Below are 22,358 nucleotides of genomic sequence, written 5' to 3' on the forward strand. Positions count from 1 at the left end.
AGTCCTTCGACCTGGAGACCGGCTGACCGCCGTTTCTGAGCGCAAGAAGCAGGTCTGTTGGACCGCCCGGGTTGCCGGGGCGTATCCAGTGTCTCAATGCGAGCGGATTGCCACCGCTTCGAGGGGCTCAGCCTGCCAGCCGCCGCCCAGCGCCTTGAAGGCACTGACCGCCGCGCGCGCCGACTCCGTTTGCGCCTGCGCTCTCGCATCGGCCACGCGCAGCAGGCTCTCGTCCGCCTGCAACACTTCGATCAGGCTGACGACACCTCGCTGATAAGCCGCGAACGATGCCCCTCGCGCGCGACCGAGCGATGCCTCGCCCTGCGCGAGCAAGGTGGTTTGTTCCTCACGCTTAACCAAGGCGGAGAAGGCGTTCTCCACGTCTTCGGTCGCACGCAGTGCAGCGAGCCGGTAGGCCGCGAGCAACTCCGCGTCCTGCCCCTTGGCGAGTGCAATCTGCGCGTCGATGCGCCCGAAGTCGAACAGCCGCCAGCGCAGGCCGAGCAGGGCCGCAGCCTGGCTGGCGCCGCCGGTGAACAGATTGCCGCTGGCCACGGACGTGGCGCTGCTGATCGTTCCCCCCAGCGAGAGTTTCGGGTAGTACTCGGCCATGGCCACGCCGATGCGTGCGTTCGATGCCGCAAGGCGCCGCTCGGCAGCGATCAGGTCGGGACGTCGCCGCAGCAAATCACCGGGTGATCCGGTGGCGCCGATGCGCGGTGCGACAGGAATGACGCCCGTCGCCGTCAATTCGGAGCGGTGCGCGCCCGGCGCCGCGCCCAGCATCACGTCGAGCGCGTTCATGGCCGCGGCCTCACCCGCCTCCAGCACGGGCACGGATGCACGAACCTGCGCCAGAGCGCCTTCGGCTTGCCTCAGTTGGAGTTCGGCGGCCAGCCCCTTGCCGTGGAGCAGGTTGATCTTCGACAGCAGGTCCTGCTGCGTGGCGACTTGCCGCCGTGCCACGTCGAGGCGGGCCTGCAGGCCGCGCAGCGTGATGTAGATGTCGGCGGTCTGCGCGGCCACGGTCAGGCGCGTGGCGGCCGCGCCGGCCTCCGATGCCTGGTAGTCGGCCAGCGCAGCCTCGCGTCCCCGACGCAGGCCGCCGAAGAGGTCCAGCTCCCAGCTGGCGCCGAGGTTCGCTTCGTAGGCGTTGCCGTAGCGATCGAAACCTGGCTGCGCGTTCAGCACCTGGCCCAGCGGCGTCTCCACCGACTGGTAGGCCCGGGCGGCTTGTCCGCCGAGATTGCCCGAAGGCAGCAGCGCCGCATTCGCCGCACCGAGCCCGGCCCTAGCCTGCGCCACGCGGGCGGATGCCTGCGCAAGGTCAAGATTCTGTGTCAGCGCGAGTTCGACATAGCGGGCCAGGTGTGCATCGCCGAAGCCGGTCCACCACGCCACCCGCTCGGCGTTGGCGGTGGCCGATCGCTGGTCGAGGGCGGTCTCGCCGATGAATCGGTCCGACAAGGTCGGGGCAGGTCGGACATAGTCAGGCCCGACAGCGCAGCCTGCGAGGAGGCTGAACAGCAGGGGCAGGGCAAGCGTACGTTGGGACATGGGTTGCTCCGGGACGGCGGACGGGTAAAAGGTGTGTGACTATAATTCAATATGGTCACTTGTTGTCGTTTGTTTGTCCGAGCGGTAAGCTCTGGTCATGAGCAATGCAACTTCTTCGCCGCCTGCCGCGCGAGGGCCGGCCGATCACGACGTGCGCGCGCAGATCGTCATCGCGGCCACCGAACACTTCAGCCAGTACGGGTACGAGAAGACCACGGTTTCCGACCTGGCCAAGGCCATCGGCTTCTCCAAGGCGTACATCTACAAGTTCTTCGAGTCCAAGCAGGCGATCGGCGAAATGATCTGCTCGAACTGCCTGCGCGAGATCCAGGAGGGCATCCGCGTGGCGGTCGACGGGGTCGAAAGCCCGCCCGAGAAGCTGCGCCGTATGTTCAAGGCCATTGTCGATTCGGGCCTGCGCCTGTTCTTCCAGGACCGCAAGCTCTATGAGATCGCCATCTCGGCGGCCAGCGAGCGCTGGCCGTCGGCCATTGCCCATGAAGAGTGCATCCGGCAGATGCTCGTCGAGCTGCTGAAGCAGGGCCGCGAGACGGGCGACTTCGAGCGCAAGACGCCGATCGACGAGACGGCGGCGGCCATTTATCTGGTCATGCACCCCTATATCAACCCCGTGATCCTGCAGCTCAGTGCTCACTACACGGACCAGGCGCCGGCTCAGCTGTCGGGTCTGGTGCTGCGCAGTTTGTCTCCTTGAGAATCTAAATTGATTGTGACCATTGACTAAAATGGTCACTGTTATCAGAATCGGGGCCCTGATCGATTCGTCTATGGGCCCCTCATGCACTCGCGCCGCTTCCTCACATCCGCTTTCGTCTGCGCCTTGCCGTTCGCGCTGGTCGCCTGCGACGACAAGGCTCCGCCCGATCCGCGCACGCAGACACCGCTGGTGCGCGCAGCCACGGTCCAGACAGCCACGGCGGCATCGCGCTCGTTCACCGGCACCGTGGCCGCGCGGGTTCAAAGCGACCTGGGTTTTCGCGTCTCCGGAAAGGTGCTGGAGCGCTTCGTGGACGCGGGTCAGACGGTCAAGCGTGGGCAGTTGCTCATGCGCATCGACCCGGTCGACCTGAGGTTGGCGGCGCGTGCGCAGCAGGAGGCGGTCAGTGCCGCATGGGCACGTGCGAAGCAGGCCAGCGACGAAGAAGCGCGCTACCGCGATCTGCGCGGCACCGGCGCCATTTCCGCTTCGGCGTACGACCAGGTCAAGGCTGCAGCGGATGCGGCCCAGGCCCAGCTCGGTGCGGCCGAAGCGCAATCCGAGGTTGCTCGCAATTCCAATCGTTATTCGGAACTCACGGCCGATGCGGACGGCACGGTGCTCGAGACGCTGGCCGAGCCTGGCCAGGTCGTCAACGCCGGGCAGCCGGTGGTCCGCGTGGCGCAGGCCGGGCGCAGGGAGGCTGTGGTCCAGCTGCCCGAGACGCTGCGTCCGGCCGTCGGCTCCGGCGGACGGGCCACGCTGTTCGGCAAGGAAGGTGCTGCGGTGCCCGTCAAGCTCAGGCAGCTCTCCGATGCGGCCGACAAGCTCACGCGTACCTTCGAGGCGCGCTACGTGCTCGATGGCGAGCTCGCCAACGCGCCCCTGGGCGCCACGGTCACGGTTGACATCGCGGACGGCAAGTCCGGCAAGGCAGGAGGCGTCCAGGTGCCCATCGCAGCCCTGTTCGATACGGGCAAGGCGACGGGCGTCTGGGTCATCGGTGGCGATCCATCGACGGTGCGCTGGCAGCCGGTGGTCGTCGAGCATCTGGACGACGACCGCGCCCGGATCACCGGCCAGCTCAAGCAGGGAGACCAGGTGGTCGCGCTCGGCGCTCACCTGCTGCGCGAAGGCGAGAAGGTGCGTGTCGCGACATCGGCCGCAACGCCAGCGGTGGGCGGAGCCCACCCATGAGCGAAGGCCGCTTCAACCTGTCGGCACTGGCCGTACGCGAGCGATCCATCACGTTGTTCCTGATCTGCCTGATCTCGCTGGCGGGGCTGGTCGCATTCTTCAAGCTGGGCCGCGCGGAAGATCCCGCCTTTACCGTCAAGGTGATGACCATCATCACGGCCTGGCCCGGCGCCACGGCGCAGGAGATGCAGGACCAGGTCGCCGAGAAGCTCGAGAAGCGCCTGCAGGAGCTGCGCTACTACGACCGCGCAGAGACCTACACGCGGCCCGGCCTGGCATTCACGACCCTGACGCTGCTCGACAGCACGCCCCCGGCACTGGTGCAGGAACAGTTCTATCAGGCGCGCAAGAAGCTCGGCGATGAGGCGGGCAATCTGCCGGCTGGCGTGATCGGGCCGATGATCAATGACGAGTACGCGGACGTCACCTTCGCCCTGTTCGCGCTCAAGGCCAAGGGAGAACCGCAGCGCGTGCTGGTGCGCGACGCCGAGACGCTGCGCCAACGGCTGCTGCATGTGCCGGGCGTGAAGAAGGTCAACATCGCCGGTGAGCAGTCCGAGCGCATCTACGTCGAGTTCGCGCACGACCGGCTGGCCACCTTGGGCATCGGGCCGCAAGACGTGTTCGCCGCACTCAACAGCCAGAACGCGCTGAGCCCGGCCGGGTCCGTGGAAACCAAGGGCCCGCAGGTCTTCATTCGGCTGGACGGCGCGTTCGACACGCTGCAGAAGATCCGCGACACGCCCTTGGTCGCGCAGGGCCGCACCTTGAAGTTGTCGGATGTGGCCACGGTCAGGCGTGGCTACGAAGACCCGGCCACCTTCATGATCCGCAACGGTGGCGAGCCGGCCTTGCTGATCGGCGTGGTCATGCGGGAGGGATGGAACGGGCTCGACCTGGGCAAGGCCCTGGACGTGGAAGCCCGCGCCATCAACGCCGAGCTGCCCCTGGGCCTGAGCCTGACCAAGGTCACGGACCAGTCGGTGAACATCGCCGCGTCGGTCGACGAGTTCATGGTCAAGTTCTTCGCGGCCTTGCTGGTCGTCATGCTGGTGAGCTTCCTGAGCATGGGCTGGCGTGCGGGCCTCGTGGTGGCCGCCGCAGTGCCGCTGACGCTGGCCGTGGTCTTCGTGGTGATGGCCGCGACCGGCAAGAACTTCGACCGCATAACGCTCGGCTCGCTCATCCTCGCGCTTGGCTTGCTGGTGGACGACGCCATCATCGCCATCGAAATGATGGTCGTGAAGATCGAGGAGGGTTATAGCCATGTGGCCGCGTCCGCCTATGCCTGGAGCCACACGGCGGCTCCGATGCTCTCGGGCACGCTGGTCACCGCCGTCGGTTTCATGCCCAACGGCTTTGCGCCGTCGACAGCGGGCGAGTACACCAGCAACATGTTCTGGATCGTCGGCATCGCGCTGATCGCATCGTGGGTGGTCGCCGTGGTGTTCACGCCTTACCTGGGCGTGAAGCTGCTGCCGAACTTCAAGAAGATCGAAGGCGGCCATGCCGCGATCTACGGCACGCCGCGCTACAACCGACTCCGTCATGTGCTGGGACGTGTCATCGCGCGCAAGTGGTGGGTGGCGGGCGCGGTCGTCGCGCTCTTTGTGGTGTCGATCCTCGGCATGGGTGTGGTCAAGAAGCAGTTTTTCCCGATCTCCGACCGCCCCGAGGTCCTGGTCGAGGTGCAGATGCCCTACGGCACGTCGATCACGCAGACCAGCGACGCAACGGCCAAGGTCGAGGCCTGGCTGTCCACGCAGCCGGAGGCGCAGATCGTCACGTCCTACATCGGACAGGGCGCGCCCCGCTTCTACTTCGCGATGGGGCCCGAACTGCCCGATCCGTCGTTCGCCAAGATCGTGGTGCGCACGGCCAGCCAGGAGGAGCGCGAAGCCTTGAAGCACCGGTTGCGTCAGGCCATTGCCGATGGCCTCGCGTCCGAGGCGCGGGTGCGCGTGACCCAGCTCGTGTTCGGGCCGTACTCGCCGTTCCCCGTGGCCTACCGTGTCTCCGGGCCCGATGCGAACGAGCTGCGCAGGATTGGGGCCGAGGTGCGGCAGGTGATGGACGCCAGCCCGATGATGCGCACCGTCAGCACCGACTGGGGCACCCGCACGCCCACGCTGCACTTCACCCTGAAACAGGACCGCCTGCAGGCTGTCGGGCTGAGCTCCAGCGCTGTGGCGCAGCAACTGCAGTTCCTCCTGAGCGGCGTGCCTGTGACGACCGTGCGCGAGGACATCCGCACCGTGCAGGTGGTGGCCCGTTCGGCCGGCAGCACCCGGCTCGATCCCGCGAAGCTCGTGGACTTCACGCTCGCCGGTGCCGGCGGCCAACGCATTCCGCTGTCGCAGGTCGGCGAGGTCGAGGTGCGCATGGAAGAGCCCGTCATGCGGCGACGCGACCGCATGCCCACGATCACGGTGCAGGGCGACATCGCCGACGGGCTGCAGCCCCCCGACGTATCGACCGCGATCACCGCGCAATTGCAGCCCCTGATGCAGAAGCTGCCGGCCGGCTACCGCATCGCCGAGGCCGGCTCCATCGAGGAGTCGGAGAAGGCGACCGCGGCGATGCTGCCGCTGTTCCCCATCATGCTGGCGATCACGCTCCTCATCATCATCTTCCAGGTGCGCTCAATCTCCGCGATGGTCATGGTGTTCCTCACGAGCCCGCTCGGGCTGATCGGCGTCGTGCCGACCTTGCTGCTGTTCCAGCAGCCCTTCGGCATCAATGCGCTCGTGGGACTCATCGCGCTGTCGGGCATCCTGATGCGCAACACGCTGATCCTGCTCGGGCAGATCCACCACAACCAGAAGGAGGGGCTCGACCCGTTCCATGCGGTTATCGAGGCGACCGTGCAGCGCGCCCGGCCCGTGATCCTGACGGCGCTCGCGGCCATCCTCGCGTTCATTCCGCTGACGCATTCGGTGTTCTGGGGCGCATTGGCGTACACGCTGATCGGCGGCACCTTCGCGGGAACGATCCTGACGCTGGTGTTCCTGCCGGCGATGTATGCGATCTGGTTCCGGATCAAACCCGGCAACGCGACCCAGCCCGCGCACTGATGCGCTTCGTCACCATTCATCAAGATCGAAGGAACCAGTCATGTCGAGTTCATCAGTCGTTGTCGTGACCGGCGCGTCCTCGGGCATCGGACGCGCTGCCGCAGAAATGTTCGTGGCGCGAGGCTGCCGGGTGTTCGGCACCGTGCGTGACCTGCGCAAGGCACCTTCTCTGCCTGGTGTCGAGTTCGTCGAGATGGACGTCCGGGACGAAGGCTCTGTCCAGAGGTGCATCGAATCCGTCATCGACAGGGCCACGCGCATCGACGTGCTGGTCAACAACGCGGGAATGATGATGATCGGCGCGGTCGAGGAAACCTCGACGGCCGAGGCCGCGGAGCTGTTCGACACCAACGTCTTCGGCATGCTGCGCGTAACGCGCGAGGTGCTCCCGTACATGCGTCAGCAAAAACGTGGGCGAATCGTCAACGTGAGCTCCGTGCTCGGTGTGCTTCCCGCCCCGTACATGGGACTCTATGCGGCCACCAAGCATGCGGTGGAAGGGCTGTCGGAGTCGCTGGACCACGAAGTGCGCCAGTTCGGCATTCGCGCCACGCTGGTGCAACCGGCCTTCACCCGGACCCACCTCGATGCCAATGCGCCCCGTGTCAAGGCGCGGATCGCGGGCTATGACCGCGAACGCGAACTGGTGACGCTTTCCGTGGCCGAGAGCGTGAGCAGTGCGCCCGAGCCGCACGGTGTGGCGGGCACCATCGTCGAGGCGGCGTTGGGCCCGTGGCGAATGCGTTGCACGCCGCCGGGGGAGGCGTCTCTGCTGACGAAATTGCGCCGCTTCATGCCGGCAGGACCGGTGGATGCGAGCCTGAGAAAAAAGCTGGGACTCGCCTGAGCACCTGTCCGAGATGCTCGCACCAGCATCGCCCTGACCAACAAGAAGGAGAACATCGTGGACAGCCTGGATCTCCTGCGCACATTCAGCGAGGTCGCCACTTCGGGGAGCTTCTCCCGCACGGCCAAGCATCTTTCGCTGTCCAAGGGCACCGTCAGCAAATACATCGCGGCACTCGAGAGCCGCTTCGGCGTCAGATTGCTGAACCGGACCAGCCATGCCGTCAGCCTGACCGACGCCGGCGCCTTGCTGCTCGAAAGAAGCAGGCCCATGCTCGAACTGGCCGACGTCACGCAAGCCGAACTCCAGGATCGCGCGCGGATTCCCAGCGGCCGTGTGCGCATCTCGGCGCCGTACGGCATGGAACTGACGGAACTGCCGGCACTGATCAACGCCTTTCTTGGCCACTATCCGGAGGTCAGCATCAGTCTCGTGCTCACGAACCGCATGGTCGATCTTGCAGAGGAGGGCGTCGACATCGCGCTTCGCTTCGGCGCTTCAGCCAACGAGAACTTGATCGTTCGAAAACTGGTGTCGATGCAGCTCACTGTCTGCGCGGCTCCCGTCTACTGGCGCAAGCATGGTGTGCCTGTGCATCCAGACGAACTTGCGCATCACATCGCGCTGTTCAGCAGCCATTTGAATCCGCTGCCCAAGTGGCGCTTCGAAGTCGACGGTCAGCCACTCGAGGTCGCGGTCCGTGGACCGTTGGATGCGACGGAAGCCAGTCCGCTTATCCAGGCGGCGCTGCTTGGCGCAGGCGTCGTCTACCTGCCCTCGGTGATGCTCGAGCCCTACGTCGAGAGCGGGCGTCTGGTGCCCGTGCTGTCGGAGTTCGTTCGCAGCGACATGTGGCTGTCTGCCGTGTACCTGGAGCGCCGGCACAGCACGGCGGTGCATCGGGCACTGCTGGATTTTCTCGCGAGCCGGTTGAAGCCGACAGGCTCGCGGACGAGCATCGACGCGCAGTGAGCTGGCAACGTGCGAAGGATGCGCGCTTCTCTGCGGGTTGTCACTGAAGCGAGCGGGATCGCGCAACCAGCTTGCTGCGGCGTGACTAGGCGCCCTGACGTCGCCCGCCGGGACGGCCACGTCGTGGTCCAAATCCTTCGGGATCTCGAAGGTTTCGAACTCCGCGTTTCCGCGGAAAGCCTGTGATGCGGATTTCCACGCGCATTGGCCCCACTTTTCCATCGAACGCTGACCCGCTTCTGCGCACCGATGCGCAGAACCACAGGCGTGCGCGTTGGAATACAGGCGGTTCAAGCGTCAGCGAAAATGTAGGTCCACGCGTCGATGGATGAACCGCTGTGCCGGCAGCTTCTCCTCGGCCTATCGCAAGGGCAAGGCGGCTGGTCGCAGGGCGGCAACCCCTGAACGGGGTTCGCGATTTTTCGAATCAGGACGGAATGGAGCGCGCGCTGCTCCATTTGGATGCCTCGATGGGGCCGTGGGTTCGGCGGGTCCGACCGACCTGCCATACCGTCAAACGGAAAAGCTCGGGCGCTATCAGCCCGATGTCCTCGTCGCATCAATCGGCGTATTCGCCAGCGTCCTTGATCACCTTCGACCACCGCGCCTTTTCGGCTTCAAGGTACTTCTTGTGGCCGGCAGGATCGAGCCGGTCGTCATTGACGACGGTGAGGCCGAGGGCTGCGCCACGGGCAGGGGACGCGTGGCAATGGCATGCAACACCCAGTAGCTGATGAGTGCCAACACCACGCCCGCCCACCAGGGCATCAAGGCCACCAGATCCATGAGTTCATCGGCCGTGCTGGACTTGCGCCGTCTCGCCATTGATTCCCCTCCGAAACCTTCGAATAGGGTTGGAGAACATTTTGCAACAATGTTGACGACGTTCGCCGAGCAAGGCCGTCGCTGATGTCATCGCGGAGCGCTTTGGGGCTAGGGACGGGCAAGTACCCTGACGTGGGCCGTAGGCTATTGCCAGACGAAGACCGGGGAACAAAGCGGGGAACAAACCAAAGAAAGAGATCCAAATTCCCAGTAGATGTAGGCGTTCCAGGACATCATTCAGTAGACCCCAGCCCATCACAACGACCAAGGGCGTTCACTGAAGTTCAGTGAACGCCCTTTTTCATTGGGAGATCGGCCATCTGTCGTGCAAGGACGTCCGATGAGATTGGATGGCATCCAAAGCTAGATTGGGGAAGCCCTGAATCGGAATTCGGCGCGATCTGAAGCAGCCAGTCGGCAAACGACCCAAAGTCTGTCGTTCAGCGTGCGCCCAACTGCGCCAGCAAGCAGGCGCTGCTCGCTGTGTTCAAGACGCTGCTGTTCCGAGCGCGGCGGCCAGTACGTCAGCCAGGCCGCGCCCGGCGCTGCCGTTCTCATCAAGGCGCGGGTTGTAGATCGTGACCTCGAGGCCGACGGCCTTGCCGCTCGCAAGGGCAATCCGAAGCGCGGCCCCCAGCTCGTCCCACGACAACCCGCCCGGCACGCGGAAATCGACGGCCGGCATGATCGCGTCGTCGAGGCAATCGGCATCGAGATGGATGAAGAAGCCATCGAGTTCTTCTCGCGTCAAGTGCGCGACCGCTTCGCTCGCGGCGGCCTCGATGCCCATCGCGTATACGGCAGGAAGGTCAATCGCCTTGAGCGCTTTAGGGAGCGGCTGGCTTCCGTATGCTTCCTGATCCTTGTGATCGCGATACGCGAACGCGACAGTGTCTTCGGGACGGACCAGAGGACCGCGACCCTCGATGTCGGTCAGCCGCGACGGCCCGTGGCCGGTGACGAAGGCCAGGTCCATCGAGGCGCCTTCTCCATTCGGTTCCGCCTCGGGCTGGAAGAAATCGGCGTTGCCGTCGATGAAGAGCAGGCCGTAGCGGCCGCGCCGTCGAAGCGCGAGCATCGAGCCCAGCACGATCGTGCAATCACCGCCCAGAACGATCGGAAACTCGCCCGCGTCGAGCACCGCTTCCACCGCGTCGGCGAGCTGGGGCGACCACGCCGCAATGGCCCTGGCATTCAGGGTGGCCGTCTCGGCGTCGGGCGTGGGGTCCTTTGGAGGCACAGCGAGCCGCCCGGCGTGGCGTGCACGGATGCGCTGCGCAAGGCCGAGGGCGAGGAGCTGGTCGGGCAAGCGCTCTACGTCGTCCGTCGCCAGGCCCAACGTGGAAGGGGCTTCGAGAATTGCATAGCGAAGGGTCGGCATAGGCGCCTCTGTGAGAGACCGTTTGCGGAGCGGGTCACTGCCTGTATCTTTGTGGCTCCGGCTCGCGGACGAGCGCTCCACCATAACTGGCATCTCAGGTCAGACGCAACTCTGGAGTACTTTCGTCGCTGTCACACCCTTTTCGTTGTGCTGTGCAAAGTCCATGACGTCCACCTGAATATTTGGTCGACTCGGACGGGTTGCCAACCTGCTTTTTCGTCCTGCAGTCGCTGCGGCGGCCGGGCCACATGCAGGTGCGTTGGTCATCGTCCGCCTTTGCGCATGCTTCTTGGCTGCTCCCGGAATCAGCTTGCACAGGCCGGACGGTGAATGCATCTGTGGCACGCGTGGGAGCGCGGTCCGGTGACTTGAAAACTTCGCAAACCGCCGTCGGCCGCATTGGCTGACTTTTTCCTGCGCGTTCATTCGTCGAATGACAGTCGGGTCGCGGAACCTTCGGGCGCACAGGGCCTCCTATCGGGCTTTACGCCTCTTCTTCTGTTCCCCATCCCCCCATCCCCTTTCGCTAGATGAATGAAATCCGCAATGCCGCCGCCGAGCTCGCACTTTTTCGCCGCCGTGTGGTGGTGGTCGGCTGCGCGGTGTTGTTCGGGTTCGGACTGATCGGCGCACGGCTGGTTTTCCTGCAGGTGGTGCGGCACGACGAGCTGTCAGGGCGGGCCGAGAACAATCGCACGGCGATCGTTCCGGTGGTGCCCAACCGCGGACAGATCCTGGACCGCAACGGCGTGGTGCTGGCGTCCAACTACGCGGCCTACACGTTGGAGATCACGCCGTCGAAGGTGGGCGACATCACGACCGTCATCGACGAGTTGGGTGGCCTGGTCGAAGTGACGCCCAAGGACCGCCGCCGCTTTCAGCGCCTGCGCGAAGATTCGCGCAGCTTCGACTCGCTGCCCATCCGCACGCGCCTGAGCGATGAAGAGGTGGCGCGCTTCGCGGCGCAGCGCTACCGCTTCCCGGGCGTGGAAATCAAGGCGCGGCTGTTTCGCACCTATCCGTATGGCGAGGTGGGCGCGCACGTGATCGGCTACATCGGCCGCATCAACCAGCGCGAGAAAACCGCGATGGACGACTGGGCCGAAGACGAGCGTGCCAACTACCGGGGCACCGACTACATCGGCAAGGTCGGCATCGAGCAGAGCTACGAACAGGCGCTGCACGGCCAGACCGGGGTCGAGCAGATGGAAACCTCAGCCGGCGGGCACGCGGTCCGCCGGCTGGCCCGTCACCCCGCCAAACCCGGCGACACGGTGATGCTGTCGCTCGACATCAAGCTGCAGAAGCTGGTCGAAGACATGTTCGGCGAGCGCCGGGGCGCGCTGGTGGCCATCGACCCGAAGACCGGCGAGGTGCTGGCCTTCGTGAGCAAGCCGACGTTCGACCCCAACCTGTTCGTCGAGGGCATCGACACGGAGAGCTGGAAGGCGCTGATCGAGTCGCCCGACAACCCGCTGCTGAACCGCGCGCTGCGCGGCACGTATCCGCCCGGTTCGACCTACAAGCCCTTCATGGCGATGGCGGCGCTGCAGACCGGCAAGCGCGCGGCGGACAAGGTGGAGAACGACCCGGGCTTCTACAACTTCGGTGGGCGTACGTTTCGCAGCCATCGGGGCGGGTTGGGCGGCGTCGACATGCACCGCGCCATCCAGTTTTCGAGCAACACGTATTTCTATTCGCTGGCCAGCGAGATGGGCGTCGACCTCATTCACGACTTCATGGCGCCGCTGGGTTTCGGGCAGTACACGGGCATCGACCTGCAAGGCGAGTCGCGCGGCGTGCTGCCGAGCAAGGCATGGAAGCGCGCGGCCTACCGGCGCGCCGACATGAAGGGCTGGCACCCGGGAGAGACGATTTCACTGGGCATCGGGCAGGGCTACAACAACTTCACGATGCTGCAGCTGGCGTCGGCCAACGCCACGCTGGCGAACGGCGGCGTGCGCTACCAGCCGCACCTGGTGCGCGCCATTCGCGACACGGCGAGCGGCGCGGTAGTGCGGCAGGTGCAGCCCCCGGCCCAGGACCTGGGCTATGCGCGCAAGCACGTCGAGGTGGTGCGCGACGCGATGGTGGCGGTGACCAAGGGCGGCACCGGCACGCGCGTGTTTGCCGGCGCGGCGTACACCTCGGCCGGCAAGACGGGCACCTCGCAGGCTGTGGGCCTGAGTCCGAAGGCGCGGGCGAGTGGCAAGGCGCTCGATGCGCGCCAGCGCGATCACGCGCTGTACGTGGCGTTCGCCCCGGCCGAAGACCCGACCATCGCTGTGGCGGCCGTCGTCGAGAACGCGGGCTTCGGTGCGGCGCATGCGGCGCCGATCGTGCGCCGGGTGTTCGACTACTGGATTGCGGGGCAGTACCCGAACGACGCCGACATGGCGGCGGTCCAGGTGGGGAAGGCCGGGGCGCCCATCGGCAAGCCGTTGGCGGCCAGTGAGGTGCCGATGCTGGACGCCGATGCGCAGGCCGGCGAAGCTTCAGTGCTTTAAGAGGCCGGGCGAATGTGCAATGACATGGGGTTTTTCGGCGCGCAAAGCTGACGCGACCGCCCATTGGCATCGTTGTGTCCCGGATGCCGACAGTCGGCTCGGTTCAGGCTGCGCCGACCAATCAGGCGGGTCCGGCTTCAGCCGCGCGCAACCGGTAGAGGCCGACGTCGACGAGGCCCGCGCGGAAGCCGGCCTCGCAGTAGGAGAGGTAGTAGGTCCACAAGCGCTTGAATGCGGCGTCGAAGCCGAGTGGCTCGATCTGCGGCCAGGCGGTGAGGAACCGGCGACGCCACTCCGCCAGGGTTCGTGCGTAGTCCTTGCCGAAGCAATGGGACGCCTCGATCACCAACCCTGCGCGCTGCGCCTGTTCCCGCAGCACGCGCGGGCTGGGCAGCATGCCGCCGGGAAAGATGCAGTGCTGGATGAAATCGGCCCCCTGGCGGTAGCTGTCGAACTGCGTGTCGGCGATCGTGATCGCCTGCAGCACCACGATGCCACCGGGCTTGAGGCGCTCGCGCAAGGTGGCGAAGTAGGTGGGCCAGTAGGCCTCGCCGACGGCCTCGATCATCTCGATGGACACGATGCGGTCGAAGCGGCCTTGCACGTCGCGGTAGTCCTGCAGCCGCAGGTCGACGCGGTCGGCCACGCCCCAGACTTGCGCGCGTTCGCGGGCGAAGGCCAGTTGCTCGCTCGACAGCGTGACGCCGGTGACGCGCGCTGCGTGTCGGCGGGCGAGGCTCGCGGCCAGTGTGCCCCAGCCGCAGCCGATCTCGAGCACGTCGGCCCCTTGCGGGGTGTCGAGCATGTCGGCGATGGCGTCGAGGCGACGCACCTGTGCGGCCTCCAGCGTGTCGTCGTCGGCCTCGCTGAACATCGCGCTCGAATACAGCATGCTGTCGTCCAGCCAGTGCCGGTAGAACGTGTTGCCCAGGTCGTAGTGGAAGGCGATGTTGTGCCGGCTTCCGCGCCGGCTGTTGCTGCGGGTCAGGTGCCGCAGCCGCGCAGCCCAGCGCGTCAGCGCGCGCCCCTTGAGCAGCGATCCCCAGGCCGACTCGTTGGCCAGGCCGAATTCGAACAGGGCCAGCAGGTCCGGGCTTTCCCACTCGCCATCGCGGAACGACAGGGCCAGGCCCAGATCGCCTTGCAGCGCCAGGCGCAGCAGCGGGCGCCAGCTCAGCAGGCGCAGGCTCGCGTGCGGCCCGGGTTCGCGGCCGGCCACTTCGATGCACCGGCCGCCCGGCAGGCTCAAGGTCAGCCGGCCGAAACGCGTGTGGGCCACCAGCCGGCGCAGCGGCGAGAAGAACGGCGCGGCACCGAGGGCGGGGGCGGAAGGTGTGGTCAGGCTCATGGGGTCTTGTTCGAAGAAACGATGGTGAGGTCGCGCTCGGGGGCCGCTGGTCGCGGGTGCAGCGGCACGCGCTTGATCCACAGGCGCAGGGCCTGCCAGTGGATGGCGGCCACCACCTTGAGGGTCAGCAACGGATGGGTGATGAACACGCGCAGCAGAGCCAGGTCGCTCAAGGGCGCACGTCGGCCGTCGAGCCGCGCGTGAAGCACGGCGCCGGCCGCGTCGTGCACGCTGATGCCGACCGAGACCGCCTCGCCCGGCGGCGCGATGCGGAACCGGTAGTGCAGGTCCATGCCGTTGAAGGGAGAGACGTACATCTGCTTGTCGCAGTGCTGCTCGATGAGGGGCACGCCGTCGTCAGCGACCGGGATCAGGTAGCTGTGCCGCTGCCCGAAGGTGTTGTTGACCTCGTACACCAGCGCCTGCAGCGCGCCGCCGGGTGCATGGCAGAACCAGACGCTGAGTGGGTTGAACACATGGCCGAGCAGCCGCGGCATGGCCAGCAGCCGGATCGTGCCGCCGGTCGGAAGGCCGGCCTCGCGCAGCCGCGCCTCCACCTGGGCCCGCAGGTCGCGGCCCGAGCCGTCGCCGTGGTCGGCGGCATGAAAGCTGAACAGGTTGAACCGGTCCACCGAGAAGCAGCGCAACCGGGCGTGCAGCTGCGGCAGTTCGTCGATGTCGATCAGCAGGTTGTAGACCCGGTAGCTCAGCCGATGCCGCTTCGGCCGCAGCCGCTGGTGCATGACACGCCCGATGTAGAGCGCCGAGCCTTCGTGCGCGTTCATGAGGCGACGGCCTGCGCGCGTTGCGGCAGGTGGATGCGCCCGGACTCCTGCGCCACGCGCCAGGGCCGGCGCACACCGCCGAGCGCTTCGGCGACGGCCAGGCCGGCCTGCAATCCGTCTTCGTGGAAGCCGGCGCCGAAGTAGGCGCCGCAGAACCAGGTGCGGCGCTGGCCCTGCAGCTGCCACAGCTGGCGCTGCGCGGCCATGGCCGCGGCATCGAACAGCGGGTGGTCGTAGACCTCGGTGCGGATCAGGTGCTCGGGCCGCGGGGCGATCGCGGGGTTCAGGGTCAGGAACAGCGGCTCGGCCGCCGCGCCCTGCGGCAGGTGGGGCTGCAGCCGGTTCATCCAGTAGGTCACCGTCGGGGCGGCTCCGCTGCCGCGCGTGCCGAGGTAGTTCCAGCTCGACCACACGGCGCGCCGCGCCGGCATCAGGGCGGGGTCGCGGTGCAGCACGGCCAGGTTGCGGCTGTAGGGAAGGGCACCGAGCAGGGCCTGCTCGGCAGCGGTGGGTGCGTCGAGCAGTGCGAGCGAGCGGTCCGCATGGGTGGCCAGCACGACCTGGTCGAAGCGCTCGGGCCACCAGCCGGCGTTGGTGCGAAGCCGCACACCCGCCGGCTCGCGATGCAGTTCGAGCACGGCCCGGTCCAGCTGGAGGCGGTCGGCGAAAGGCTGGCTGAGGCGCCGCACGTATTCGCGGCTGCCGCCCACCACGGTGCGCCATGTGGGGCGGTCGCTGACCTGCAGCAGCCCATGGTTCTCGCAGAACCGCACAAAGGCCGCGATCGGATAGCGGCCCACCTGCGCCGCCGGCGTGGACCAGATGGCCGCAGCCATCGGGTAGAGGTGGTCGTCGCGAAATGCGCGGCCATAGCCGTGGGTGTCGAGGTAGTCGTCGAGCGCCTGGTCGCCTGCAACCTGCGCATCGCGCGGTGCCTCGCGGTAGAACCGCAGCAGGTCGCGCAGCATGGCCCAGAAGCGGGGGCGCGCCAGGTTGCGCTTTTGCGCGAACAAGCCGCGCAGGTCGGTGCCGGCGTATTCGAGCCCCCCGGCGTCCAGGCTCACGGCGAACGACATGTCCGAGGCCGCGGTCGGCACGGCCAGGTGCTGGAACAACGCGGTGAGGTTCGGGTACGCGGGCTCGTTGTAGACGATGAAGCCGGTGTCCACCGGCACGCTGCCGTCCCTGCCCGGCGCGTCCACGGTATGGCTGTGGCCGCCCAGCCGGGGCTCGCTCTCGAACACCGTGACCTCGTGGCGCTGGGACAGCAACCAGGCGCAGGACAGGCCCGCGATGCCGGTGCCGACGACGGCGATGCGCTGGCCGGAGGACACCGAAGCAGGCATCGGCAAGGCGGCAGGCGGGGCAAGCGGGGCAAGAGGAGGCAGCATGGAGAGCCTTTGGCGAGTCTTGCTGCCTGTACGCAGGAAATGGTCATTTGGATTACCCGCGTGTCGCTGCGATGATCCGAACGCCGCTCCTTTGCGTATGACAGGACATGGCCGCCGCCCCCGATCCGTCCAACCCCTCTGCGGGCACTCCGGTGCCCCGCAGTCGACGAGCGTCCCTCTTGACCGTTGTCTCCCCCGATTCACAGCCGTCTCCCCGCCCCGACGATCTCTGGGCCCAGGCGATGGTGGCCGTGGCGCAGCAGCAAGACCGGGACGCGTTCGCGCAGCTGTTCTCGCATTTCGCGCCGCGCATCAAGCACTACCTGATGCACAGCGGCAGTCCGGCCATCCAGGCCGAAGAACTCGCCCAGGAAGCGCTGGTCACGGTCTGGCGCAAGGCCGCGCTGTTCGATCCGGCCCGGGCGGCCGCCACGACCTGGATCTTCGCCATCGCGCGGAACCTGCGCGTGGACGCGCTGCGGCGGCGCCAGGGTGTGCAGTCGTCTGAAGACACGTTCGACTTCGACCTGCTCCCCTGCGACGACCCGGCCGTCGAAGACCAGCTGCACGACGCGCGCCTGAACGAACGCCTGCGCGGCGCGCTGCGCCTGCTTCCGCCCGAGCAGCAGCAGGTGCTGCATCTTTCCTATTTTGAAGACGCGCCGCATGCCCGCATCGCAGCCCAGCTGCGCATTCCGCTGGGCACGGTGAAGTCGCGCGTGCGCCTGGCGGTCGCGCAGCTGCGCCGCCTGCTGGAACATTGATGATGGATATCCGACACCACCCCGACGACGACCTGCTGCTGGCCCGGTCCTCCGGCCACATGCAGGCCGGCATGCGACTGGTCCTGGCCAGCCACCTCGAACTGTGCCCGCTGTGCCGCGAGCGCGCGCGCGCACTCGATGCCGTGGGCGGCATCCTGCTCGACGACCTGGCGCCGGCCCCCCTGGCCGACGACGCACTGGCGCGCACCTGGGCGCGGATCGATGCGCACGAAGGCGCTGAACCCGCGCCCGTGCGAGTCAGTGCGCCCCCACCGCTGCCGCCCGGCGCGCGCTGGCCGCGCGCGCTCGCGCACTGCAGCGCCACGCCCTGGCGCTGGATCGGCCCCGGCATGCGCTGGAGCCGCGTGACAGTGCCCGAGGCCCCGGAAGCCAACGTCTTTCTGCTGCGCATCGCGGCCGGCAAGTACCTGCCGCAGCACACGCACCAGGGGCAGGAGTTCACCCAGGTGCTGCATGGCCGCTTCCACGATGGCCGGGCCTTGTTCGGCGCGGGCGATTTCGATGCGGCCGATGCCGAGATCAACCACCAGCCGGTGGTCCAGGACGGCAGCGAGTGCATCTGCCTCGCCTCGCTGGACGGCCGGCTGCGCTTCGACGGGGCTATTGCGCGTTTCTTCGGCGCGCTGGTCGGGATGTGAGGCGCGTCGCGACCCACGCCGACACGCCGCTCACGGCCGTGCCCCAGGCCAGGTCGGCGGCCGTGACGGCCCAGGGCCAGTCGCGCAGCGTGGCCTGGTTCGTCAGGTCATAGGTCGCGTAGGCCACGAGACCGAGCAGCGCGCCGCGACGCAACGCGACGGCGGGCTCGCCTGCCTCCAGTGCCGGCGCGATCGCCAGGACGACCAGGCCGAGCAGGTAGAGGGCGTAGAACAGCGCCGCCGCCGTCCAGTCGATCTGCGGTGCCATCAGCGAGCCGAGCGCGGGCTGGTACAGGCGCGGCCCCATGACCGACAGCCAGACGGCATCGAGCACCAGAAAACACACGAGCGCCCCGAGGTAGGCGGCAAGCAAGGTACGCGGGGATGGCTTCATGGGGTGCTCCGGGAAGAGGTCAGTCGGTAGCTCAGCTGGTGGTCGCCCTTGGTGTCGGCGTCGAGCCCGATCCAGCGTTTGCTGTCGGCGGCGTACCAGATGCGGATGCGCTGCTGCGCCGCCTGCAGTCGCCACCCGCGTGCACGCACGGGCTGACCGCGGACCTCGAGGGTCGCATCGGGCAGCGGCTCGAAGCGCACCGGCTCGACCTTGCCCGTCTGCGGGTCGATCAGCCGCTGCTGTTTCACCAGCCGGGGATTCCAGTAGGCAAAGCTCATCGGGCAGTCGCCGTCGAAGCGCCGCGCGACCTGCTGGCGGGTGCCGTCGTCGTCGGTCTCTGTGCGCAGCTCACGCAGGCAGTCGCCGGCCCAGCGCTCCTCGGCCTGGTGCCGATAGCGATACACAAGGATGCCGAGCACGCGCACGGTGAACAGGGCGCGGCTGTCGACGCTGCGCGCCGCCGCCGTGCCGCCGACGACAAAGCGATGGGTCCCGATCGGCTTGCCATCGAGCGTGGCGGTGAAGTGCCATTCGCCCGCTTCCTCGTCACCTTCCTGTGCCACGGCCAGGCAGGTCGCCTGCGCCAGCATCAGTCCCAGCATCAGCCCCACGGCGCGGTGCTTCATGGCCGGGCGCCGCGCCGTGGCGGCCAGGGAATGAAGGCGCTGGTGCGTGCCGCGTAGCTGCGGTAGGCAGGCCGGCGCTCGGCAATGTCGTGCTCCAGCAGCGCCACGCCCGACACCTTGAGCAGCAGGCCGGTCATCAGCAGCGGAGACGTCAGGCACCACGCCACCGCCCATCCGCCCGCCGACAGCGCGGCCAACCCCAGGCCCCACCAGACGCAGGCCTCGCCGAAGTAATTGGGGTGGCGCGACCAGGCCCAGAGGCCGCGGTCCATCACCGCATCTTCGCGGCGCGGGCCGCGCAGAAAGCGGGCGAGCTGGGCGTCGGCCACGGCCTCGAAAACCACGCCGCCGCCGGCCAGCAGCAGGGCCAGCACATCCAGCCAGGACAGCGGCGACGGGTGCGCGAACGCGGCCAGCAGCGGCCAGCCGACGATCCATGCCAGCACCGCCTGGAGCCCGAACACGAGGTAGAGGCTCTTCAGGCCGAAGTGCGGTTCGTTGCGCGCACGCATGGCCTGGTAGCGGCGGTCTTCGCCGTGGCCCCAGTTGCGACGCCCGATGTGCAGCGCCAGTCGGCAAGCCCACAGCAGCAGCAGCGCGAGCATCCAGGCGCTGCGGGCGTCGAGCACGCGGGCGTGGGCGCCAGCGTAGGCCAGCGCCGGCGCCGCGATCATCAGGGACCAGATCCGGTCCGCCAGGCTGGCATCGCGCACCCCGATGCTGAACACCCAGACCGGCAACGCCACGCCGAGGGCAATTGCGAGACCCAGGGCTGCGAGCGACAGCATCACCGTTTCTCGAACAGGTAGTGACCGACCCACCACTGGCCGCCCTCGGCATAGCCGAACAGTTCTTCCACCGACATGAAGAAAAGTCGCCAGCGGGTCCACCACACCGGCGCGTCGCGCTCTCCGTAGACGGCGGCCAGCAGCGGCATGAGGGTGGCCCGCCGGGCGTCCATGCGCGCCAGCCAGGCGGCCGAGGTCCGCGCGTAGTGGCGGCCCTCCCAGCGCCAGCGCTGCAGCAGGCGCAAGTCGTCCTGGCAGCGCAGGGCGAGATCGTCGCTCGGCATCATGCCGCCGGAGAAAAAGTGGCGGCTCATCCAGTCGCTGGCATCGCGTGCCTCGAACGGGTAGGGCGCTTCGCGGTGAACGAAGACGTGCATGAAGAACCGTCCCTGCGGTTTCAACCAGCGGGCCACGAGCGAAAAGGCGCGCGGCCAGTTGCGCAGGTGCTCGAACATCTCCACCGACACCACCCGGTCGAAGCGCTCGCCGGTCTCGAAATCGTTGAAGTCGCAGGTGATCACCTCGAGGTTGCCCAGGCCGCGTGCGGCGGCCTCGGCCGTGATGAACAGCCGCTGCGAGTGCGAATTGGAGACCGCTGTGATGTGGGCGCGCGGAAAGTGTTCGGCCATCCACAGGCTCAGCGAACCCCAGCCGCAGCCCAGCTCCAGGATGCGCTGCCCATCCGCCAGGCCGGCACGTGCGCAGGTCTCGGCCAAGGCTGCCGCCTCCGCCTGCTCGAGCGTCTGCACCCCTTCAGGCCACCAGCAGCAGCTGTACTTGCGGTGGGGGCCCAGCACGCCGGTGAAGAACGCGGCGGGCAGTTCGTAGTGCTGCTCGTTGGCTTTCTCGGGCAGCAGGGCCAACGGCGCCTCCCGCAGCCCATCGAAAAATGCCTCCGAACGCAGGGCGACGGCTTCCGGGTTGCCGCTGTCCAGCTCGACGAGGCGCTGGCGCAACAGCCGCCGCACGCCCAGCCGAACGGCGCCGTCGGGCACCAGGCCTTGTTCAACCCAATGGATGGCAGTCGAGGTGCTGGAGGCTTGGGGCATGGCGGTGGGTGCAGGAGGAGGGTCTCCTCTTCCTACGCCACGCCGGCCGCAATGGATCACTGTGCGTCGGCTTCAGCGCATGGGGAATGAGTCGATGGTGCGAAGTACGGCGGTCGAACACCTGGCGGCGTCACAGGCCAGACCCACTATCTCTGGACACACTGGACATGCACAGCGACAGCTGCGAAGCGGACGTAGTTGTGCTGGTCAAGGTGGGTGCAACCATCCGGGAGCTATCCAGCGAACCGGGTGGGGCACATGACCCCAGCAGGTGATTTCGGTGAGCCGGTCTTCGTCGATACGGCCGTCGCACTGTTCTCGGCGCGTGTCGGCTCGGTCACCGAGGCGGCTGCACGGGCTGCGCCAGCTGCTCAACATCAGCTGCGCCCGCCAGCGCCTGCCGCTCGAGGCGGCCTTGACCAGCGACCATCTCTACCCGCTGGTGCACTACGCAGCCCACGGCCAGGCGGTGACGTTCTGCGGCGAGCTCGCACTGCGCCAGCAACTGGAGAACCAGACGATCGTTGCGCTCCCCTTGCGCGACCGCGAGATGAACGAGCGGCATTTCGAGGTGCAGAGCATGGCCGGTCGGCGCCTTCCCGATGCGGCGCGCGCTTTCGTCGAACACCTGCGCGAAGTGCTTTGCGCCTGACGCCAGGCACGCGCGCATCCAATGCATGAGGGCCGACGGGACTTTCCCCGAGGCACCTCGTCATGAAGGCCGGGCATACTCGCGCGCCCCTCAAATTCCCATCACAACGCCAAGAAAAGAACTTCATGTCAGGACACGGCTTTCACGTGCACGGCCCGCACGACCACGAACTCGAACACGCCGCTTCCAGTGGTCACGGCCACGGCCATGACGCAGCGGCTTCTCCCGCCGAGGGCATGAGCACGACAGGAAAGATCGCCGTGATCACCGCGGCCATCGCGACCGCGGGTGCGATCTTTTCGTACATGGGCGGGGCCACGCAGGCCAACGCCGGCCTCTACAAGAACAACGCGGCCATCAAGAAGACCGAGGCTTCGAACCAGTGGAATTACTTCCAGTCGAAGAGCACCAAGCAGGCGCTGGCCGAGTTCGCACGCGACACCGCCACCGACGACGGCCGCCGGCAAGGGTGGGAGAAGAAGGTCGCGCGCTACGAGCAAGAGAAGACCGACATCCAGGCCGACGCAAAGAAGCTGGAGGACGAAGCCAGCCGCTGGGACGTGCAATCCGAGGAGCAGATGCACCAGCACCATCGCTGGGCGCAGGCCACCACGGTGTTGCAGGTGTCGATCGCACTGGCGGCCATTGCGCTGCTCACGCGGAAGAAGTGGGTGGAGCGCGCCATGTACGGTGTGGCGGCTGCGGGCGTGGTGATCGGCGCACTGGCAGCGCTGCACATCTAGGGCTTTGCGCCCCATGCAGGCAACCGGTCTCCCACACCGAGCGGGGGCAGGGATGCCGCGGTCGTTTCAGCGATCTGCAGA

At 67.3% G+C, this 22,358-nt stretch carries 20 protein-coding genes; 11 read left to right on the plus strand and 9 right to left on the minus strand.

Features of this window, described 5'->3' with window-relative positions; translation table 11 throughout:
- Positions 1-93: 93 nt before the first annotated feature.
- Positions 94-1,557 (minus strand): efflux transporter outer membrane subunit, encoded by a 1,464-nt coding sequence (locus tag IG196_RS08715; RefSeq protein WP_192195822.1) that lies wholly within the window; start codon positions 1,555-1,557, stop codon positions 94-96.
- A 97-nt stretch (positions 1,558-1,654) separates the two neighbouring features.
- On the opposite strand from IG196_RS08715, the gene IG196_RS08720 reads away from it, so the two are divergent.
- From IG196_RS08720 to IG196_RS08745, 6 genes are all read left to right on the plus strand, one after another.
- Positions 1,655-2,272, plus strand: coding sequence for a TetR/AcrR family transcriptional regulator (locus IG196_RS08720; protein WP_192195823.1), 618 nt, complete (start codon positions 1,655-1,657; stop codon positions 2,270-2,272).
- An 84-nt stretch (positions 2,273-2,356) separates the two neighbouring features.
- On the plus strand, positions 2,357-3,472 hold the full coding sequence (locus IG196_RS08725) for an efflux RND transporter periplasmic adaptor subunit (RefSeq protein WP_192195824.1): 1,116 nt from the start codon (positions 2,357-2,359) through the stop codon (positions 3,470-3,472).
- The gene (locus IG196_RS08730; RefSeq protein ID WP_192195825.1) at positions 3,469-6,546 is read left to right on the plus strand and encodes an efflux RND transporter permease subunit; all 3,078 of its coding nucleotides are present in this window, start codon (positions 3,469-3,471) and stop codon (positions 6,544-6,546) included. The genes IG196_RS08725 and IG196_RS08730 overlap by 4 nt, the downstream gene beginning before the upstream one ends.
- 40 nt (positions 6,547-6,586) lie before the next feature.
- Entirely contained in the window at positions 6,587-7,393 is an 807-nt protein-coding gene (locus IG196_RS08735; protein WP_192195826.1) for an oxidoreductase, read from the plus strand.
- Between the two features lie 57 nt (positions 7,394-7,450).
- On the plus strand, positions 7,451-8,365 hold the full coding sequence (locus IG196_RS08740; RefSeq protein WP_192195827.1) for a LysR family transcriptional regulator: 915 nt from the start codon (positions 7,451-7,453) through the stop codon (positions 8,363-8,365).
- Between the two features lie 733 nt (positions 8,366-9,098).
- Positions 9,099-9,275, plus strand: a complete 177-nt coding sequence (locus IG196_RS08745) for a hypothetical protein (protein ID WP_192195828.1) — start codon at positions 9,099-9,101, stop codon at positions 9,273-9,275.
- A gap of 402 nt (positions 9,276-9,677) precedes the next feature.
- On the opposite strand, the gene IG196_RS08750 is transcribed toward IG196_RS08745, so the two are convergent.
- Positions 9,678-10,571: an arginase family protein gene (locus tag IG196_RS08750; RefSeq protein ID WP_192195829.1), complete on the minus strand. Its 894-nt coding sequence runs from the start codon at positions 10,569-10,571 to the stop codon at positions 9,678-9,680.
- 530 nt (positions 10,572-11,101) lie between these two features.
- On the opposite strand from IG196_RS08750, the gene mrdA reads away from it, so the two are divergent.
- Positions 11,102-13,078: a penicillin-binding protein 2 gene (mrdA, locus tag IG196_RS08755; RefSeq protein ID WP_192195830.1), complete on the plus strand. Its 1,977-nt coding sequence runs from the start codon at positions 11,102-11,104 to the stop codon at positions 13,076-13,078.
- 121 nt (positions 13,079-13,199) lie between these two features.
- Here mrdA and IG196_RS08760 read toward each other — a convergent pair whose 3' ends face one another.
- Genes IG196_RS08760 through IG196_RS08770 form a run of 3 tightly spaced genes read right to left on the minus strand, consistent with a single transcriptional unit; the run spans position 13,200 to position 16,557 of the window.
- On the minus strand, positions 13,200-14,426 hold the full coding sequence (locus tag IG196_RS08760; protein WP_192195831.1) for an SAM-dependent methyltransferase: 1,227 nt from the start codon (positions 14,424-14,426) through the stop codon (positions 13,200-13,202).
- A complete protein-coding gene (locus tag IG196_RS08765) occupies positions 14,423-15,211 on the minus strand; it encodes a DUF1365 domain-containing protein (protein ID WP_192195832.1) in 789 nt (262 codons plus the stop codon). Before IG196_RS08765 ends, IG196_RS08760 begins: the two co-directional genes overlap by 4 nt.
- Positions 15,208-16,557: an NAD(P)/FAD-dependent oxidoreductase gene (locus IG196_RS08770; RefSeq protein WP_192196955.1), complete on the minus strand. Its 1,350-nt coding sequence runs from the start codon at positions 16,555-16,557 to the stop codon at positions 15,208-15,210. The genes IG196_RS08765 and IG196_RS08770 overlap by 4 nt, the downstream gene beginning before the upstream one ends.
- A 224-nt stretch (positions 16,558-16,781) precedes the next feature.
- Here IG196_RS08770 and IG196_RS08775 point away from each other — a divergent pair, with 224 nt between their 5' ends.
- Together IG196_RS08775 and IG196_RS08780 are read left to right on the plus strand one after the other, a co-directional pair.
- Positions 16,782-17,366 carry a sigma-70 family RNA polymerase sigma factor gene (locus tag IG196_RS08775; RefSeq protein WP_192195833.1) on the plus strand — a complete coding sequence of 195 codons (585 nt, stop codon included), beginning with the start codon at positions 16,782-16,784 and terminating at the stop codon, positions 17,364-17,366.
- On the plus strand, positions 17,366-18,025 hold the full coding sequence (locus IG196_RS08780; RefSeq protein WP_225616982.1) for a ChrR family anti-sigma-E factor: 660 nt from the start codon (positions 17,366-17,368) through the stop codon (positions 18,023-18,025). Before IG196_RS08775 ends, IG196_RS08780 begins: the two co-directional genes overlap by 1 nt.
- On the opposite strand, the gene IG196_RS08785 is transcribed toward IG196_RS08780, so the two are convergent.
- Genes IG196_RS08785 through IG196_RS08800 form a run of 4 tightly spaced genes read right to left on the minus strand, consistent with a single transcriptional unit; the run spans position 17,988 to position 20,882 of the window.
- Positions 17,988-18,419, minus strand: coding sequence for a DUF2177 family protein (locus IG196_RS08785; RefSeq protein ID WP_192195834.1), 432 nt, complete (start codon positions 18,417-18,419; stop codon positions 17,988-17,990). The two genes, IG196_RS08780 and IG196_RS08785, sit on opposite strands and share 38 nt — an antisense overlap.
- Entirely contained in the window at positions 18,416-19,045 is a 630-nt protein-coding gene (locus IG196_RS08790) for a DUF6134 family protein (RefSeq protein ID WP_192195835.1), read from the minus strand. The genes IG196_RS08785 and IG196_RS08790 overlap by 4 nt, the downstream gene beginning before the upstream one ends.
- Positions 19,042-19,833 carry a DUF1295 domain-containing protein gene (locus tag IG196_RS08795; RefSeq protein ID WP_192195836.1) on the minus strand — a complete coding sequence of 264 codons (792 nt, stop codon included), beginning with the start codon at positions 19,831-19,833 and terminating at the stop codon, positions 19,042-19,044. Before IG196_RS08795 ends, IG196_RS08790 begins: the two co-directional genes overlap by 4 nt.
- Entirely contained in the window at positions 19,833-20,882 is a 1,050-nt protein-coding gene (locus IG196_RS08800) for an SAM-dependent methyltransferase (RefSeq protein WP_192195837.1), read from the minus strand. Before IG196_RS08800 ends, IG196_RS08795 begins: the two co-directional genes overlap by 1 nt.
- A 325-nt stretch (positions 20,883-21,207) precedes the next feature.
- Between IG196_RS08800 and IG196_RS08805 the strand changes: the two genes are divergently transcribed.
- Positions 21,208-21,534, plus strand: a complete 327-nt coding sequence (locus tag IG196_RS08805; protein WP_225616983.1) for a LysR substrate-binding domain-containing protein — start codon at positions 21,208-21,210, stop codon at positions 21,532-21,534.
- 125 nt (positions 21,535-21,659) lie between these two features.
- Positions 21,660-22,277: a DUF4337 domain-containing protein gene (locus tag IG196_RS08810; RefSeq protein ID WP_192195838.1), complete on the plus strand. Its 618-nt coding sequence runs from the start codon at positions 21,660-21,662 to the stop codon at positions 22,275-22,277.
- The last annotated feature ends 81 nt before the right edge of the window (positions 22,278-22,358 follow it).

The sequence above is a fragment of the Variovorax sp. 38R genome (assembly GCF_014843395.1).
In the GTDB taxonomy this organism is placed as follows: domain Bacteria; phylum Pseudomonadota; class Gammaproteobacteria; order Burkholderiales; family Burkholderiaceae_C; genus Variovorax; species Variovorax paradoxus_H.

Coding starts and splice junctions, on each gene's coding strand:
- IG196_RS08715 (WP_192195822.1), bottom strand. CDS start 1,557: ATGTCCCAACGTACGCTTGCCCTGCCCCTGCTGTTCAGCCTCCTCGCA.
- IG196_RS08720 (WP_192195823.1), top strand. CDS start 1,655: ATGAGCAATGCAACTTCTTCGCCGCCTGCCGCGCGAGGGCCGGCCGAT.
- IG196_RS08725 (WP_192195824.1), top strand. CDS start 2,357: ATGCACTCGCGCCGCTTCCTCACATCCGCTTTCGTCTGCGCCTTGCCG.
- IG196_RS08730 (WP_192195825.1), top strand. CDS start 3,469: ATGAGCGAAGGCCGCTTCAACCTGTCGGCACTGGCCGTACGCGAGCGA.
- IG196_RS08735 (WP_192195826.1), top strand. CDS start 6,587: ATGTCGAGTTCATCAGTCGTTGTCGTGACCGGCGCGTCCTCGGGCATC.
- IG196_RS08745 (WP_192195828.1), top strand. CDS start 9,099: ATGAGTGCCAACACCACGCCCGCCCACCAGGGCATCAAGGCCACCAGA.
- IG196_RS08750 (WP_192195829.1), bottom strand. CDS start 10,571: ATGCCGACCCTTCGCTATGCAATTCTCGAAGCCCCTTCCACGTTGGGC.
- mrdA (WP_192195830.1), top strand. CDS start 11,102: ATGAATGAAATCCGCAATGCCGCCGCCGAGCTCGCACTTTTTCGCCGC.
- IG196_RS08760 (WP_192195831.1), bottom strand. CDS start 14,426: ATGAGCCTGACCACACCTTCCGCCCCCGCCCTCGGTGCCGCGCCGTTC.
- IG196_RS08765 (WP_192195832.1), bottom strand. CDS start 15,211: ATGAACGCGCACGAAGGCTCGGCGCTCTACATCGGGCGTGTCATGCAC.
- IG196_RS08770 (WP_192196955.1), bottom strand. CDS start 16,557: ATGCCTGCTTCGGTGTCCTCCGGCCAGCGCATCGCCGTCGTCGGCACC.
- IG196_RS08780 (WP_225616982.1), top strand. CDS start 17,366: ATGATGGATATCCGACACCACCCCGACGACGACCTGCTGCTGGCCCGG.
- IG196_RS08785 (WP_192195834.1), bottom strand. CDS start 18,419: ATGAAGCCATCCCCGCGTACCTTGCTTGCCGCCTACCTCGGGGCGCTC.
- IG196_RS08790 (WP_192195835.1), bottom strand. CDS start 19,045: ATGAAGCACCGCGCCGTGGGGCTGATGCTGGGACTGATGCTGGCGCAG.
- IG196_RS08795 (WP_192195836.1), bottom strand. CDS start 19,833: ATGCTGTCGCTCGCAGCCCTGGGTCTCGCAATTGCCCTCGGCGTGGCG.
- IG196_RS08800 (WP_192195837.1), bottom strand. CDS start 20,882: ATGCCCCAAGCCTCCAGCACCTCGACTGCCATCCATTGGGTTGAACAA.
- IG196_RS08810 (WP_192195838.1), top strand. CDS start 21,660: ATGTCAGGACACGGCTTTCACGTGCACGGCCCGCACGACCACGAACTC.